The sequence below is a fragment of the Bacillus sp. 165 genome, from assembly GCF_017742235.1.
Lineage (GTDB): Bacteria > Bacillota > Bacilli > Bacillales > Bacillaceae_G > JAGHKQ01.
The window spans coordinates 575,543-592,468 of record NZ_JAGHKQ010000001.1 but is presented as its reverse complement, the minus strand read 5'-3'; the positions used below and the strand labels follow the sequence as shown (position 1 = coordinate 592,468).

At 37.4% G+C, this 16,926-nt stretch carries 16 protein-coding genes; 10 read left to right on the top strand and 6 right to left on the bottom strand.

From position 1 onward, the window contains the following. The first annotated feature begins 264 nt into the window (after window positions 1-264). From J7Q84_RS03060 to J7Q84_RS03035, 6 genes are all read left to right on the top strand, one after another. Window positions 265-1,530 (top strand): extracellular solute-binding protein, encoded by a 1,266-nt coding sequence (locus J7Q84_RS03060; protein WP_209092911.1) that lies wholly within the window; start codon window positions 265-267, stop codon window positions 1,528-1,530. Window positions 1,531-1,632: 102 nt separating this feature from the next. Further along, the gene (locus tag J7Q84_RS03055) at window positions 1,633-2,925 is read left to right on the top strand and encodes a carbohydrate ABC transporter permease (protein WP_209092910.1); all 1,293 of its coding nucleotides are present in this window, start codon (window positions 1,633-1,635) and stop codon (window positions 2,923-2,925) included. Window position 2,926: 1 nt separating this feature from the next. Then, window positions 2,927-3,769 carry a sugar ABC transporter permease gene (locus tag J7Q84_RS03050; RefSeq protein WP_209092909.1) on the top strand — a complete coding sequence of 281 codons (843 nt, stop codon included), beginning with the start codon at window positions 2,927-2,929 and terminating at the stop codon, window positions 3,767-3,769. Between the two features lie 29 nt (window positions 3,770-3,798). Next, complete coding sequence (locus J7Q84_RS03045) at window positions 3,799-5,325, top strand: alpha-amylase family glycosyl hydrolase (RefSeq protein WP_209092908.1); 1,527 nt, start codon at window positions 3,799-3,801, stop codon at window positions 5,323-5,325. 267 nt (window positions 5,326-5,592) lie between these two features. Then, window positions 5,593-6,630 carry a LacI family DNA-binding transcriptional regulator gene (locus J7Q84_RS03040; RefSeq protein WP_209092907.1) on the top strand — a complete coding sequence of 346 codons (1,038 nt, stop codon included), beginning with the start codon at window positions 5,593-5,595 and terminating at the stop codon, window positions 6,628-6,630. 67 nt (window positions 6,631-6,697) lie between these two features. After that, on the top strand, window positions 6,698-9,004 hold the full coding sequence (locus tag J7Q84_RS03035; RefSeq protein WP_209092906.1) for a glycoside hydrolase family 65 protein: 2,307 nt from the start codon (window positions 6,698-6,700) through the stop codon (window positions 9,002-9,004). 43 nt (window positions 9,005-9,047) lie between these two features. Here J7Q84_RS03035 and J7Q84_RS03030 read toward each other — a convergent pair whose 3' ends face one another. Next, entirely contained in the window at window positions 9,048-9,539 is a 492-nt protein-coding gene (locus J7Q84_RS03030; RefSeq protein WP_209092905.1) for a YajQ family cyclic di-GMP-binding protein, read from the bottom strand. Between the two features lie 148 nt (window positions 9,540-9,687). Between J7Q84_RS03030 and J7Q84_RS03025 the strand changes: the two genes are divergently transcribed. After that, window positions 9,688-10,551, top strand: a complete 864-nt coding sequence (locus tag J7Q84_RS03025) for a CvfB family protein (protein ID WP_209092904.1) — start codon at window positions 9,688-9,690, stop codon at window positions 10,549-10,551. A 29-nt stretch (window positions 10,552-10,580) separates the two neighbouring features. Here J7Q84_RS03025 and J7Q84_RS03020 read toward each other — a convergent pair whose 3' ends face one another. Beyond that, entirely contained in the window at window positions 10,581-10,712 is a 132-nt protein-coding gene (locus J7Q84_RS03020; protein WP_209092903.1) for a DUF3941 domain-containing protein, read from the bottom strand. Between the two features lie 199 nt (window positions 10,713-10,911). On the opposite strand from J7Q84_RS03020, the gene J7Q84_RS03015 reads away from it, so the two are divergent. Further along, window positions 10,912-11,769: a YitT family protein gene (locus tag J7Q84_RS03015; protein ID WP_209092902.1), complete on the top strand. Its 858-nt coding sequence runs from the start codon at window positions 10,912-10,914 to the stop codon at window positions 11,767-11,769. Window positions 11,770-11,789: 20 nt separating this feature from the next. Here the strand turns inward: J7Q84_RS03015 and J7Q84_RS03010 are convergent, their stop codons facing one another. The 3 genes from J7Q84_RS03010 to J7Q84_RS03000 all read right to left on the bottom strand — a co-directional run bounded on the left by J7Q84_RS03010 (window position 11,790) and on the right by J7Q84_RS03000 (window position 13,039). Continuing rightward, entirely contained in the window at window positions 11,790-11,984 is a 195-nt protein-coding gene (locus tag J7Q84_RS03010) for a DUF3813 domain-containing protein (RefSeq protein WP_209092901.1), read from the bottom strand. Beyond that, on the bottom strand, window positions 11,984-12,130 hold the full coding sequence (locus J7Q84_RS03005) for a hypothetical protein (protein WP_209092900.1): 147 nt from the start codon (window positions 12,128-12,130) through the stop codon (window positions 11,984-11,986). Before J7Q84_RS03005 ends, J7Q84_RS03010 begins: the two co-directional genes overlap by 1 nt. A gap of 102 nt (window positions 12,131-12,232) precedes the next feature. After that, window positions 12,233-13,039, bottom strand: coding sequence for a Cof-type HAD-IIB family hydrolase (locus J7Q84_RS03000; RefSeq protein ID WP_209092899.1), 807 nt, complete (start codon window positions 13,037-13,039; stop codon window positions 12,233-12,235). 548 nt (window positions 13,040-13,587) lie between these two features. Here J7Q84_RS03000 and J7Q84_RS02995 point away from each other — a divergent pair. Together J7Q84_RS02995 and clpB are read left to right on the top strand one after the other, a co-directional pair. Then, the gene (locus tag J7Q84_RS02995; RefSeq protein ID WP_209092898.1) at window positions 13,588-13,767 is read left to right on the top strand and encodes a YjzC family protein; all 180 of its coding nucleotides are present in this window, start codon (window positions 13,588-13,590) and stop codon (window positions 13,765-13,767) included. A gap of 150 nt (window positions 13,768-13,917) precedes the next feature. Continuing rightward, complete coding sequence (gene clpB / locus J7Q84_RS02990; RefSeq protein ID WP_209092897.1) at window positions 13,918-16,533, top strand: ATP-dependent chaperone ClpB; 2,616 nt, start codon at window positions 13,918-13,920, stop codon at window positions 16,531-16,533. Window positions 16,534-16,560: 27 nt separating this feature from the next. Here clpB and J7Q84_RS02985 read toward each other — a convergent pair whose 3' ends face one another. Beyond that, complete coding sequence (locus tag J7Q84_RS02985) at window positions 16,561-16,743, bottom strand: YjzD family protein (protein ID WP_209092896.1); 183 nt, start codon at window positions 16,741-16,743, stop codon at window positions 16,561-16,563. Window positions 16,744-16,926: the final 183 nt, after the last annotated feature.

Genomic DNA, 16,926 nt, shown 5'->3' with positions numbered 1-16,926 from the left:
AATGCTGGTTATATTGTATATTGAGCAGGGGTGATTAGATTGCAGATTTTCACTATAAAATGGTGTTATTGTTAATACAGCTGTAATTTCAGCTAAGTGCAATATTAGATTTCTGATAAAATTTCAAAAAAATGTTGAATAAAAAAGATTACTAGTTGTATAATAAAAATCATAAAAGGTGCAAACGTTTTCACCAATTGTTGTGCAAACGTTTGAGCAATTTTACTTTGTTATTATAATTTATTTAGGAGAGGGGTATTCTCTATGAAAAAAGCGAAAGCGCTATCTTTATTGACTGTGCCTGCCTTGGCTATTGGTGTTCTTTCCGCATGCGGACCAAAAGATACTGGCAAGGATGAGGGTGCAAAAAATACAGCAGAAAAACAAAACACTCTTTTAGTTTGGGAAGACAAAGATAAGAGTGCAGGTTTAGAGGACGCTGTAAAATCTTTCGAAGAGAAATACGATGTAAAAGTAACAGTAAAAGAAATGCAAATGACGGATCAAGTGAAGCAGCTTCGTCTTGACGGTCCTGCTGGTACTGGTCCTGATGTAATCACACTTCCTCATGACCAAATCGGAGGAGCAGTTACAGAAGGCTTACTTGCTGAAGTGAAAGTAGATGATTCTGTACTTGATAAGTTCACTGATTCTTCTGTTGCAGCAGAAAGATTTGACGGAAAATTATACGGGTTACCAAAGGCAACAGAAACACCTGTATTCATCTATAACAAAAAGTTAATGCCAAAGGCTCCTGAAACAATGGACGAGCTGTATACATTCTCTAAAGATTTTACAAAGAACGGAAATTACGGGTTTTTAGCATTATGGGATAATTTCTACTTTGCGCATGGTCCGATTGCTGGAATGGGCGGATATGTGTTTGGTGAAAAAGACGGCATGTTAAATCCAGATGATATCGGATTAAACAATGATGGAGCAGTTAAAGGTGCTGAGTATATCCAAAAATGGTACAAAGAAGGGTTGTTCCCGAAAGGTATTATCGGTGAAAATGGTGGTTCTGCAATGGACGGCTTATTCAACGAAGGCAAAGCAGCTGCTGTAATGAATGGTCCTTGGGCGTTTGATGGAATACAAAAAGCAGGTATTGATTTTGGTGTAGCACCAATGCCGACACTGCCAAATGGCGAGCATGTTAAAACATTTATGGGTGTTAAAGGATGGCATGTGTCTTCATTCTCTAAAAACCAAGAGTTAGCTACAAAGTTTATCGATTGGATTACAAATGAAGAAAATGCAAAAGTTCGTTTCGAAAAAACTCAAGAAATTCCACCTGTAAAATCTTTAATTGAAGATCCAATTATTGCTGATAATGAAGGTGCAAAAGCAGTAGCAATTCAATCTCAATATGCGGTTCCAATGCCAAATATCCCTGAAATGGGTGAGGTTTGGACACCGGCTGCAAGCGCATTACAATTAATTGCAACTGGAAAACAAGATGTAAAAGCAGCGCTTGATGAAGCTGTAAAACAAATCAAAACAAATATTGAAACAAACCATAAGAAATAAAAAAAGAACTAAAAATCTCACTGTATGTTGCCTCTTCGTGATGAAGAGGCAACATAACCTATTTTAAAGGGTAATGAGAGCCTAAAGGGGGAACCCATAATAATGGAAGAAATCTTACAACCAACATCACAATCGAACCACCGTAAAGTTGCAACTGCATTGTCTGTTATCCCGGGTCTTGGGCAAATATACAACCGACAGTTGTTAAAAGGGCTTATCTTATTAATTCTAACTGCATCTTTCGTGATTGCATTCAAAGATTTGTTAAACATTGGATTATGGGGAATTGTGACACTCGGGGAAGAACTGCCTCGCGATCACTCTATTTTTTTGTTAGTACAAGGGATTTTGGCGCTCATTGTTATCGTTTTTGGTCTGGCTATTTATGCCTTTAATTTACGAGATGCATACAAAAATGGAAAAAGACGCGATTTAGGTCTTAAAGTAAGTTCTGTAAGAGAACAGTATAAAAACCTCGTTGATAACGGCTTTCCTTACTTAATGATTACACCGGGCTTCCTTTTGCTAGTATTTGTCGTTATTTTCCCAATTATTTTCGTTGTTTTATTAGCATTTACAAATTACGATTTATATCATTCTCCTCCTGCAAAGTTAGTAGATTGGACGGGACTACAAAACTTCGTTGATATTTTCACATTATCGATTTGGAGAACTACTTTCTTTGGAGTATTGGGTTGGACAATTGCTTGGACATTTATTGCTACAACATTACAAGTGTCGTTAGGTATTTTCTTAGCTATCTTAGTCAATCAGCCTGATTTAAAAGGAAAGGCAATTATTCGTACGATTTTAATTTTGCCTTGGGCAGTTCCAGCATTTGTATCAATTTTAGTATTTGCTGGAATGTTTAATGAATCTTTTGGTGCAATTAATACACAAATTTTAAGCGCGTTTGGAATCGATCCCATTTCATGGATGACAGAGCCGCTTTGGACGCGTACAGCATTAATTCTCATTCAGACTTGGTTAGGATTTCCATTTGTATTTGCTATGGTTACCGGCGTATTACAAGCTATTCCAGCTGATTTGTATGAGGCTGCAACGATTGATGGTGCAACAACATGGCAAAAATTCAACAAAATCACATTGCCATTAGTGCTTTATTCAACAGCCCCGGTTATCATAACGCAGTACACATTCAATTTTAATAATTTTAACATTATTTATTTGTTCAATGGCGGCGGACCAGCGGTACCAGGACAGAATGCCGGAGGAACAGATATCTTGATCTCTTGGATTTACAGCTTGACGATGACATCTGCACAATATGGTAAAGCGGCGGCTATTACAATGCTGTTGTCTATCGTTGTTATTTCAGTAGCATTATGGCAGTTCAAGAGAACAAAATCATTCCAAGAAGAGGATATGATGTAATATGGGGATTAAAAAACAAAAATATATTAGATTGACGTTATCTTATTTAGTACTTTTGTTTATGGCTGTTGTTATTTTCTATCCAATCCTTTGGATTATAGGTTCTTCTTTTAATGCAGGAGATAGTTTATCGGGATCGAGCATTATTCCAAAAAATGCTACATTAGAACATTATCGCGAGCTATTTGATACTTCAAATAGTGATTATCTATTATGGTATTGGAACACATTAAAAATCTGTATTTTTACGATGATTTTTTCGGTTATTTCGATTGCTTTTACTGGCTATGCATTTTCAAGATACCGTTTTGTAGGACGTAAAAATGGGTTGTTAACGTTCTTAATTTTGCAAATGATTCCAAACTTTTCCGCGTTGATTGCATTATTTATCTTGGCACAGCTAACGGGCTTGGTAGATACACATCTTGCTTTAATTTTGATCTATGTCGGAGGAGCAATTCCAATGAACACATGGCTTATGAAAGGCTATTTAGATACGATTCCAAAAGAATTGGATGAATCTGCACGTATTGATGGAGCAGGACATTTTCGTATCTTCTGGCAAATTATTATGCCTCTTGCGAAACCAATTATAGCGGTAGTAGCATTGTTTACGTTTATCGGACCGTTTACTGACTTTATTGTGGCGCGTATTATTTTAAGATCACCTGAAAACTATACATTGGCAGTTGGATTATACGATTTAGTAGCAAAACAATTCGGCAATGAATTTACAAAATTTGCAGCTGGGTCTGTCCTAATTGCTATTCCAATTGCTATACTATTCTTGTCATTGCAAAAATATTTTATCTCTGGCTTAACGGCTGGAGGCACAAAAGGCTAAGAATAGTATTGTGGAGAGGGGGAGCGGAGATGTGCAAAAGAGTGATGACACTATTGCTAATCCCGTTTCTTCTTTTTTATGGAATGCCTGTAGGGGCTGCTGAAAAAGAAGAAAAAAGTTGGCAAGATGAAAGTATTTATTTTATTATGGTAGACCGTTTTAATAACGGAGATACAGCAAACGATTTTGATGTGGATACTAAGGATCCCAAGGCGTACCATGGCGGTGATTTAAAAGGAATCATTAAACGGCTCGATTATATAAAGGACATGGGCTTTACCGCTATATGGCTTACTCCTATTATTGATAATGAAGATAAAGGGTATCACGGGTATTGGCCAAAGGATTTTTACAAAGTAGATGAGCATTTTGGAACGCTTCAAGATGCAAAAGAACTTGTGAACGAAGCGCATAAGCGGGGGATGAAGGTAATCTTTGACTATGTTGCTAACCATACTGGCTACAACCATCCTTGGTTAAAAGATCCTTCAAAAGCAGGCTGGTTTCACGAGAAAAACGAAGCAATTAATTATAGTAATCAGCAATCGGTAGAGGAAGGCTGGTTATATGGCTTACCTGATTTAAACCAAGATAATCCAGAAGTGCGAGACTACATTATCAATAATGCGAAATGGTGGATTAAAGAAACAGGTGTGGATGGTTTCAGGTTGGATACAGTCAAGTTTGTTTCTAAGGAATTCTGGACAGATTTTGCCAAAGAAATGAAGTCCGTAAAGAAAGATTTTTATTTAATTGGAGAGGTATGGGATGAAGACCCGCGTTATATTGCAGATTATATGAACACGGGTATAGATTCTTTATTAAATTTCCCATATCAAAAGGAAATCACGAATGCATTCAGTAAACCGAATGTTTCTGCTGAAAGTTTGTACAATGTATGGATGAGGGATGAGAGGTTTTATGCGCATCCTTATATGCTAGGTACCTTCATCGATAATCACGATATGAAACGCTTTGTTCGAGTGGCATTGGAAAATAAACAATACCCGCCAACACGGTTGAAACTAGCATTATCCTATCTGTACACATCTCCTGGTATTCCTATTGTATACTATGGTACAGAAATCGCATTGGACGGAGGAGAGGATCCTGATAATCGCCGTCTAATGGACTTTAAAACAGATGATAAATTTTTAAAGTACATTTCTAAGCTAGGAGAGCTGCGAAATCAGCTTCCATCTTTAAGGAGAGGAAGTTTTGAGCTATTGTATGCAGAGAACGGCATGAGTATATTCAAGCGCGTTTATAAAACAGAAACTACTATTGTTGCGATTAATAATACAACCGAGTCACAAAAGGTACATTTGACCAATGAACAATTAGCACAAAATATGGAATTAAGAGGATTGTTAGACGATGATTTAGTACGTTCTACAAAGGACGGATACGATTTAATATTGGATCGTGAGAAGGCCAATGTATATGCGCTTGCTCCTAAAACTGGGTTAAACATTCCGTTTATCGCTACATTAATTGGTATTTATGTGTTATTTATGATTTTTTTAGTATTGGTAAAACGCAAGAAAAAGCAATAACGTATGTTGTGCTCTAATGTGAATTGCATCCATCCTTATAGAACACACGAATTTATTGAGAAACAGCCTAGATGGAATAAGTAAAAATTCATAGGAAACCGTAAAATTTTTGTAATTAGAATGTTATAATGTAAACGATTCAGGAAAAGGAAATACTTATACTGTACAACTTTTTCTGATAATAATTTTTGTTTATTAAGTTTCTTAATGCTTTGTGGGCTCAAAAGGTAGTCAAGAAACAGGTTAAGGAGAAAGGAATGGGTGTAAATGGCTGTTACCATTAAAGATGTAGCCAAAATAGCAAATGTTGCACCTTCGACCGTCTCTCGAGTAATTGCAAATAGCCCAAGAATCAGTGAAAAGACAAAAAAGCGTGTCAGAAAAATTATGGATGAACTTGGATATCATCCAAATCTGAATGCTAGAAGCTTGGCTAATCAAACAACAAAGGCAATTGGGCTTGTTATGCCTAGTTCTGCGAATAAATCGTTTCAAAACCCGTTTTTTCCGGAGGTCATTCGCGGCATTAGCTCCTTTGCTCACATAAAGGAATATTCCTTATATATGTCAACAGGCGAAACAGAGGAAGAAATTTATGAAGGTGTTGTGAAGATGGTGCAGGGGAGACGCGTGGATGGAATTGTTCTCCTATATTCACGTATTGATGATAAAGTCATTGAATATTTGATTGAGCAACAATTTCCGTTTGTTTTGATTGGCAAACCGCATAAAGCAATAGAAGAGATCACATATGTAGATAACGATAACTATTTAGCCAGCAGAGAAATTACACAGTATCTTATTTCCCTTGGACATAAGCATATTGCATTTGTAGGAGGCAGTCCGGATTTAATGGTAACAAAAGAGCGATTGGCAGGATTTAGAGAAGCTCTTAAAATTGCTGAACTGTGGTTATTGGATGATTATATCTTTTATATGGACTTTTTGCGTGAAGGCGGACAACAAGCGGTAGAACAGCTTATGTCTTTGCCACAGCCACCTAGTGCAATTGTAGTAACGGATGATTTAATGGCGCTTGGTGTGCTCAGTATGTTATCAGAAAAGGGGTATTCTGTACCTGATGATGTGTCTGTGGTAAGCTTCAACAACGTGATTTTTTCTGAGATTGCCTGTCCTCCGTTAACATCGGTGGATGTCCGTATCTTCCAGTTAGGATACGAAGCTGCAAAATCTTTAGTTGAAAAAGTGGAATCGCCAGATCTTGCTCCAAAAAGTATTGTGGTACCATATAAAATTATTAAGCGTCAAACTTGTAAATTGATTGAAACTCAGCTATGCACTTAGTGACATAGCTGAGTTTATATTTCGAAGTGCAAACGATTGCATAATTTTAAATAATGAAGGTGAAAAAATGAAAAGATTATTTGGTGTAGATGAATGGAAAATTATTGAAAATAAATTACATAAAGATGAATTTCGTTTGGCAGAAAGTATGACAAGTTTAGGAAATGGCCACATGGGAATGCGTGGGAATTTTGAGGAAACTTACTCAGGGGATTTTCATCGAGGTTCATACATAGGCGGAGTTTGGTTTCCGGATAAAACACGTGTTGGGTGGTGGAAAAACGGTTACCCAGATTATTTTGGCAAAGTTATTAACTCTGTAAATTACATTGGCATACGTGTCTTAATAGATGGAAAAGAACTTGATTTATACAGTGCAGATATAAAAGAATATTATCGTGAATTGGATATGCAGCATGGAGTATTAACACGAAAGTTTACGGTGAACCAAGAAGGGAAAGAAACGGAATTTGAAGTTATTCGTTTCTTGTCTGTAGCAGAAAGCGAGCTCGGAGTAATTCGTTACAATGCAACGCCATTAAACTATGAGGGAGTTATTACATATATTCCATATCTAGATGGTGATGTACGGAACGAAGATTCTAATTATGAAGAAGATTTCTGGTTACCTGTCTCGCAAGCGGTGAAAGAATATGAAGGCAGCTTAGTAATGCGTACGAAGGATAATCCTTTTGGAACACCTACGTTTCAAGTGGCTGCGACAATGAATATAGAGGTCCAATGTCCTGTTGCAGAAATACAAGCAAATAGCAAGAACGAATATATTGAGAATATCATTACGGTAAAAGCTAAACAAAATCAAACAGTTACGTTAACAAAATATGTTGCTGTAACAACGGATAGAGATTATGACGCTCAAGTACTTGTCGAAAAAGGAAAAGAAATATTGGCAAGAAGCATCGGGAAAGGATATGATACCTTACTAGACGAGCATAAAAAAGGATGGCTGTCTCGGTGGGAAATTGCAGACGTAGAAATTAAAGGGGACCAGGAGGCGCAGCAAGGAATTCGTTTTAACTTATTCCAATTGTTCTGTACATACTATGGTGAAGATGCTCGCTTAAATATTGGACCAAAAGGATTTACTGGTGAAAAATACGGAGGGGCAACATATTGGGATACTGAGGCTTATGCACTTCCTTTATATTTATCAACGGCCAAGCCAGAGGTAGCGCGTAATTTGTGTGTTTATCGCTATAACCAATTAGAAGAAGCATATGTAAACGCCAGCAAGCAAGGTTTGGCAGGGGCTTTGTATCCAATGGTAACGTTCACTGGAATTGAATGTCATAATGAGTGGGAAATTACATTTGAAGAAATTCATCGTAATGGCGCTATAGCATATGGAGTATATAATTATGTTAATTACACCGGCGATAAAGATTATTTACATACATATGGTATAGATGTGCTGACAGGGATTTCGCGTTTTTGGGCAGATCGCGTCCATTTTAATAAAAAGAAAAAATTATATATGATGCATGGTGTGACAGGACCAAACGAGTATGAAAATAATATCAACAATAACTGGTATACAAATCTAATCTCTGCATGGACACTGGAGTATACACTTAGTGTAATAGAGTACTTAAAGGAAAATGGTCATCAAGACAGACTGGCTGAATTAAAGATTGCAGAAGATGAGATTGCGAAGTGGAAAGATATTGTAGGGAATATGTATTATCCTTATGATGAAGAGCTTGCAGTATTTGTACAGCATGATACATTCCTAGATAAAGACTTACGCACAGTAGACACGTTGGCTTCAGAAGACAAACCATTGAATCAGAATTGGTCTTGGGATAAAATTCTACGCAGCTGTTTTATTAAACAAGCAGATGTATTGCAAGGAATTTATTTCTTAAATGACCGATTTACATTGGAGGAAAAGCGCCGCAACTTCGAGTTTTATGAGCCGATGACAGTACATGAATCCAGCTTATCACCATGCATCCATTCTATTTTAGCAGCAGAGCTTGGAATGGAAGGAAAAGCGTATGAAATGTATAATCGCACAGCTCGTTTGGATTTGGATAACTATAATAACGATACAGAAGATGGTTTGCATATTACAAGTATGACGGGCTCTTGGCTAGCTATTGTCCAGGGCTTCGCAGGTATGAGGACATTCAAAGAATCCCTTTCATTTCAACCGTTTATTCCATCTGCTTGGGAGAGCTACTCCTTTAATATTGTGTATAGAAATCATAACTTCAAAGTAGGGGTAGACAAAGAAGGAGTCACATTGACGCAAACAAACGGGGACGATTTACAAGTAAAAGTATACGATGAAACAATTACTCTGCCGGCGAACGGTACAGTTACGATAGCGCTTCAACAAAATAAAGCCTAATGATAAAGACCCGCTGGTACTAGCGGGTCTTTAACTTATGTACTTATCGATAATTGATAAATTGGATATCAATTGATAAATCTGCTTGACGGACAGCAGCGATTATGGATTGTAAGTCATCACGGCTTTTTCCTGTCACTCGAATTTGATCGTCTTGAATTTGACTTTTGACTTTCAACTTCGTTTCTTTAATGATATTGTTAATTTTTTTTGCGTTATCTTTATCGATTCCTTGTACTAGCTTTGCACGCTGGCGAACGGTTCCACCTGCAGCATTTTCAACTTTTCCGTAATCTAAGTTTTTGATAGGGACACCACGTTTGACCAATTTTCCAATGAGTACATCTTTTAGCTGTCCAAGCTTGTACTCATCGTCCGAAATTAAGACAATCTCTTCTTTTTCTAAGTTGATGTCACTTTTGCTCCCTTTAAAGTCATAGCGAGTCTGAATCTCCTTTAAGGCAATGTTGATTGCATTGGAGACCTCTGGAAGATCTACTTTTGATACAATATCAAATGAACTTTCTTTTGACATATTTCCACCTCCACCATTCTTTTACTCTAATTATAGTGAAATTCTGAAGGAATCACAAATAGGAATAAAAACATGTTATAATTGTCCTTTGTTTAGGGTATTATGAGATTCTGATACAGTACATATTTTGAGAAAGGAATTATTATTAATGAAATTAGAAGCTGGATATATTGTGACTGTCACCGTGTTAAGAGAAACAGATATTGGATATATGGTCGGTACTGAAGAAACAGAAGTGTTTATGCATAGAAATGAAGTAGCGGGCGAGATATGTCTGGAAGATACTATTGATGTATTTTTGTATCACGATCACCAAGGGCGTCTTACAGCTACAATGAAAACGCCTCTTATTACCGCAGAAGATTTTAATTGGGTACCGGTAAAAGAGGTTAAATATAACTTAGGAGTATTTGTTGACATTGGCGTTTCCAAAGATATGTTAATTGATAAAGAAGATTTGCCTTCCTATAAAAAAGTATGGCCGCAAGAAGGAGACGAGCTTTACTGTACGTTAAAAATAACTCGCAGCGGACGCCTTTTGGCCAAAATGGCAAATGAAGAGCAACTAAGAGATATTATGGTACCGGCAACGGAGTCAATGTTTAACAAAAATGTAAATGGAAGAATTTACAAGTCCCTGCGCGTAGGTGCCTCGATTATTACAGATGAGCATTTCTTAGGATTTATTCACGAATCCGAGCAACGAGAGGAACCGCGTATTGGAGAGAGGGTATCTGGCCGCATTATTGATGTTAAAGAAGATGGAAGCATTAATGTGTCTCTGCTGCCGCGCAAGCAGGAAGGTATGGATGAAGATGCTCAGACTGTATACGATTATATGGAGAACCGAGGAGGGGCTATGCCGTTTTGGGATAAAAGCTACCCAGAAGATATTAAAGAACGTTTTAATATGAGTAAGGCTGCTTTTAAACGTGCGCTTGGCAAGCTTATGAAGGAAGAAAAAGTGTACCAAGAAGACGGCTGGACCTATTTTAAAAAGAATAATGAATAAAAACCCTGCTTTGACAGGGTTTTTATTATTCATAGATGATCTGTTTTCTTAGAATATGATTTTTTTCCGTGCTGAGCATTTTTATGCGCAAGTATATTTTTTTCAAAATGTTTTGCGTTATTATCTCTTGCTTTTTTATCATTATCACTTGTATGCGGCATAATAAAATTTCCTCCTTAATTCTGTGATGCATGTTTATCGTCCCCGTTTCAGTAAAGACTATGTATAAGCTTAGAAAAAATATTAAAATAATGTTTTACAATTACAGATAAATTAAGTATGCTATGACATTGTGGTACAAAGTTACATAAGATGAGTTGTATATTTCGAGATGGTTGTAGTAAGGAGGAGTTTAAAGAAGTGAACATAAAGCTAAATTATAAGGAGTTTACAAAAAAAATCTTTATTGTCTTTATAGGTGGACTTTTAAACGCAATCGGCATGAATTTGTTTTTAATTCCTGCAGATGTATATGCGAGCGGCTTTGCTGGACTAGCCCAGCTTATTTCGCGTATTACTGAAGAATATACTCCTTTTCATCTATCAACCGGTATTTTATTCATTGTATTTAACATACCGGTAGTTATTTTAGCATGGAAAAAAGTAGGGAAATCTTTTACGCTGTTCAGTTTTATCAGTGTCGCGTTTATGACTTTGTTTCTAGAGATTATACCGGTGCGTGCCGTATCCCATGATATTATCTTGAATGCGGTTTTCGGAGGAGTCATAGCTTCTGCTGGTATCGGTTTGACGTTAAAATATGGAGCGTCTACAGGAGGGTTAGATATTGTCGCGATGATTTTATCGCGCTTAAAAGATAAACCCATTGGAATTTACTTTTTTGCATTTAATTCCCTTATTATTATCACAGCCGGACAACTGTATGGATGGGAAAAAGCATTATACACATTAGTAAATTTATACGTATCCACTCGTGTTATCGATGCCATTCATACTCGTCATGTAAAGGTAACGGCCATGATTGTCACCAAGAATGGACCTGCTCTTCGTAAAGCTATCCATTCTTGTTTAGTGCGAGGCATTACTACTGTGCCTGCCACAGGAGCATTTACGAATGAAAATAAAGAAATGCTGGTTATGGTTATTACTCGTTATGAGTTGTATGATTTGGAGCGAATTATTAAGGAAGTAGATCCTCATGCGTTTACAAACGTGGTACAAACTGTAGGGGTATTAGGTGCTTTCCGTAAAGACTAAAATAAGGGGCAAGTTGCCCCTTATTGCGTATCAGAAAGGTTTTGCAGTTGTTCTTGCATTTCTCTCAGCTGCACTTTTTCAGCTGTAGAGGAATTTGCATAAGCTGAGGTAAGTGCATTTTTGGCTTTTGAAACTAACTCTTGTTGTTCACTAGATGTACACTGTGAAGCTTGTGTGACAGCATCTCTTGCTTGTTGAAATAAAAGGTTGCCCATTAGATGCCTCCAAGAGTAGAATTATTTTGTTCTTTTCTTGCTTCTGCTTGTGCTAAAGTAAGGTGGTAAGGAATCTTTTCGTCATGTTTCATTACTGCATCAGAACCTTGTTGAACAAAACGCTTGGATTTGTTTTTTTTACCCAATGTGGATTCCTCCTTTATGTTAGCAAAACAAGAGTGACACATTTGCTGTGTCTTGTTATATTGTTTGTTATTTGAAGAATCCTATGAATGATAAATTTTACATTACAGTCCTAATACTTCCTCTAAGTAAATGGCTATGCCATCTTCCTCGTTTGATAATGTTACATGATTTGCTAAAGATTTCAAAGCTGGTATACCGTTGCCCATTGCTATCCCGTGCCCTGCATACTCAATCATTTCAAAATCGTTATCCTCATCTCCAAATGCAATGATGCGATCCTGTGGAATATCATAATGCTTTGCTACTCGCTGTAAACCCACAGCTTTGTTTAATCCGCTTTTTACAATTTCAATAATATGCCAAGGTGCAGCCCATCTGCGATGATCGATTACTTCTGCATGAACATCGCTTAAATGAGTTCGAATTAGTTCGACTTCCTGTTCATCCGCATCAATTAATAAACATGTAGGATTGTCTTGTAAAATACGGAGTAAATCGCCAGTGTGTACTTTGGGATTACCGAACTGGAAAATATGTTTCATACCTTCGTCTATATAACGCACATATACATCATCGATTACTTCTGCATAAATATTTTTCACACCGAATCCGGCGCATGCTTTTATAATTTCTTGGGCAATGGTTAAGTCTAGAGGTTCGTGATATTGTCCCCAAGAAGGGTCGAGAGGGTGGTGAATGTATGCACCATTAAAGTTTATCATTGGAGTGTCTAATTTCAGCTCGTCATAATATAAGCTGCTGGCACGATAGGGACGTCCAGTTGATATAACCACAACATGGCCTTGTTCTTTTGCTTTTGCAATAGCTTTTTTCGAGCGTACTGAAATTGTCTTGTCATCTTTCAACAGTGTTCCATCTAAATCGAGAGCAATCAAATGTTTTTGCATAGCATCACCTTTTTTTATAAGATTGTATAATTTTATCTTACGCCTTTATCTGTTTCTTTGTCTACCTTAAAAGCTAAAGTGAATAGAAAGTCAAGATGAAATTGAGAATGAATATAAATGATACTAAAAAATGTGTCCACTTTGTGAAAGGGATTACATTTTTTTGGAGAAACGATATAATAAAAATGTAATCTTCTCGTGTAAGTTTTTGACTCTCCTGTGAGCTGGCCAGTTTGGTCAGTTTTTTTATGCAGATTTATAAAAATAACAGGCTTGTCTAATTGTTTGAATCTATCCTGTCTATCTGAACAACTTCCATCACATGCTTCGTTCAGAAAAGCAACTTTTTTTAAATATATGAGGCTTATGATATTCTTATGTAAGGGAAAGGCTTATATGAAAGAAGAGCAAGCAGTGATACTTATGTTAACCTGTAAAGACTTATACTCCGTCTTATCAGCATAATTTTACTAATAAAACACATTCATGATTCAAAGAGATAACGGGAAATATAAGGGTGTAAGTATTTTTGGAAGGAGACAAGGATTATGGGACAAAATCATCGATTCCGACCTGGACAGAAAGCACCGAATGATGGTATTTATGTAGAAATCGGCGAAACGGGGAGCATGGTTAAGCATCCTAAAATGATTAAGCTCAATGTCGGAGACAAGTTCCCTGAGACCTCAAACCATAACAGACAATGGACATATAAGAGAAAACCATAAAGTAACATTCGTGTTCAATTCGTCCATTAATATTTTAAAACAAGATTGAAGCCATCTCTTTAAGGGATGGCTTTTATTTGTAGAAAATAAAATCTTGGATATAATAATAATTAAAGGTCAAATTTAGTCAAGAAAGGGAAGGGAAAGACAGTGGACGTAAATCGAATGACGCAAAAAACTCAAGAAGCGGTTATGCGGGCACAGTCAATTGCTGTTGCTAACAGTAACCAAGAAGTCGACACTATACATGTATTGCATGCTTTGTTACAGCAGGAGGAAAGCTTGGCAAAGAGAATTTTACAAAGAATGAATATTGATACGGCGCAATTTGAAAAAGAGGTGCGGGTTTTATTAGATCGAAGACCCCAAGTGAGTGGCAGCGGGGTGGAAGCAGGAAAGGTGTATATTACTAGTTCTCTCCAAAAAGTATTTGTAAGAGCAGAAGAGGAGGCAAAGCATTTAAAAGATGAATATATCTCTGTCGAGCATCTGTTACTTGCGTTTGCTAATGAAAAGGCTGCTTCAGATATTGGAAAATTATTCGCTCATTTTGGAATAAAACGAGAATCCTTGTTGCGAGCTTTGCTAGAGGTTCGAGGCAATCAGCGTGTTACAAGTCAAAATCCTGAAGTTACATATGAAGCGCTGCAAAAGTATGGAAGAGACTTAGTTGCGGAGGTTAGGCTTGGTAAAGTGGACCCTGTAATTGGGCGTGACAGCGAAATTCGTCGTGTCATTCGTATCTTATCGAGGAAAACCAAAAACAACCCTGTTCTCATTGGAGAGCCTGGCGTTGGGAAAACTGCGATTGTAGAAGGATTAGCACAACGAATTGTTCGAAAAGACGTGCCTGAGGGATTAAAAGATAAGACAGTATTTGCTTTGGATATGAGCGCCTTAGTTGCAGGAGCAAAATTTCGAGGGGAATTTGAAGAAAGATTAAAAGCAGTACTGAACGAAATAAAGAAAAGTGAAGGACGTATTTTGTTATTTATTGATGAGCTTCATACTATTGTAGGGGCAGGCAAAACAGAAGGGGCAATGGATGCAGGAAATATGCTAAAGCCCATGCTGGCCCGAGGAGAATTGCATTGCATAGGTGCGACTACACTAGAAGAACACCGGAAATATATTGAAAAAGACCCGGCACTTGAACGCCGATTTCAGCAAGTGCTAGTGGAAGAACCGACAGTCGAGGATACGATTTCGATTTTAAGGGGATTAAAAGAGCGTTTTGAAATTCATCATGGTGTCAATATTCATGACCGAGCTCTAGTGGCTGCAGCTGTTTTATCTGATCGTTATATTTCTGATAGATTTCTACCAGATAAGGCGATTGATTTAGTGGATGAGGCTTGCGCCACTATCCGTACAGAAATTGATTCTCTTCCAACTGAGCTGGATGAAGTGACGAGACGTGTGATGCAGCTAGAGATTGAAGAAGCTGCTTTAAGTAAAGAGCAGGATCAAGCAAGTCAGGAACGATTAAAAGTGTTGCAGAAAGAGTTGTCTGAACTGAAAGATAAAGCTCACAGTATGCGAGCAAAGTGGCAGTTAGAAAAAGAAGAAATTCAATATGTTCAAAATATTAGAGAGAAGCTGGAGAAATTGCGGAGAGAGTTGGAGGAGGCAGAAGGAAACTATGATTTAAATAAAGCTGCGGAATTGCGGCACGGGCGCATACCGGCTTTAGAAAAGGAGCTTCAGCAGACCGAAAAGGCTATGCTGCAAAAACAAGGGGAAAGCCGTTTGTTACGTGAAGAAGTAACTGAAGAAGAAATTGCTGGTATTGTATCACGTTGGACAGGTGTTCCAGTTACAAAGCTCGTAGAAGGTGAGCGTGAAAAGCTTCTTCGGCTTGAACATATTTTAGCAGAACGTGTAATTGGACAAGAGGAAGCGGTTAAGCTGGTCACAGATGCCGTGCTGCGAGCAAGAGCTGGAATAAAGGACCCAAATCGTCCTGTTGGTTCTTTTATCTTTTTAGGGCCCACTGGGGTTGGGAAAACAGAATTAGCTAAAACGCTGGCGCAATCGTTGTTTGATAGTGAAGAACAAATAATACGTATCGATATGTCTGAATACATGGAGAAACATGCTGTATCGCGTTTGATTGGAGCACCGCCGGGCTATGTAGGATATGAAGAAGGCGGACAATTAACAGAAGCTGTTAGACGAAAGCCGTATTCTGTAGTGTTATTGGATGAAATTGAAAAAGCACACCCAGAAGTATTTAATATCTTATTGCAAATGTTAGATGATGGTCGCGTAACAGATTCACAGGGACGAACAGTGGATTTTAAAAATACAGTAATTATTATGACCTCCAATATTGGTTCTGCCTATTTATTAGAAGGTTTAAACAATGAAGGTGAAATAAAAGAAGAGACAAGAGAGGTTGTTTTAGGACAGCTTCGTCAACACTTCCGTCCAGAGTTTTTGAATCGTGTTGATGAAATTATATTATTTAAACCGCTCACAACAGCAGAAATTAAGGAGATTGTTGATAAGATTATAAAAGAATTACAGAGACGTTTGCATGATCGGCATATCACATTGACATTGACAGAAAAAGCAAAAAGCTTTATAGCAGATGCCGGGTTCGATCCGCTGTACGGCGCGCGCCCATTAAAGCGTTATGTGCAAAGGCAAATTGAAACAAAGCTTGCACGTGCACTTATTGAAGGAACCGTTAAAGATCATTGTGCAGTGACAATCGATGAAGAAGAAGGTGAGCTTATTGTCCAAGTAAAGCAGCCAATATAAAAAGAGTCCGTATTAACGGACTCTTTTTTAATGATGTTCTACAGGCTCATTTGGGATAACTGCTGCAACTAGCATAACACCTACAGCAATAACTACTGACATGATAGTAGCTTGCATAAAGTCATATGTAGTGCCAGTCATAGAACTGATAACGTAAGCCATCATTTGAGAAAGTAAAAATGACCAAATTAAAGTCCAAACAACACGCATATTTTCACACTCCTATTTCTAAAATCCTTCCTCATTTTATCACACTTTCGTAAGAAACATAAGACTAACCTTATAAGTTAAATTTGAATAAAGAAAATATTTTCTTGTTTTTCAGTTCATTTTTCCGCTTATATCATACATTAATAAAAAGCATATAAATTAGTTTTTCATCAAGGCGGGGGC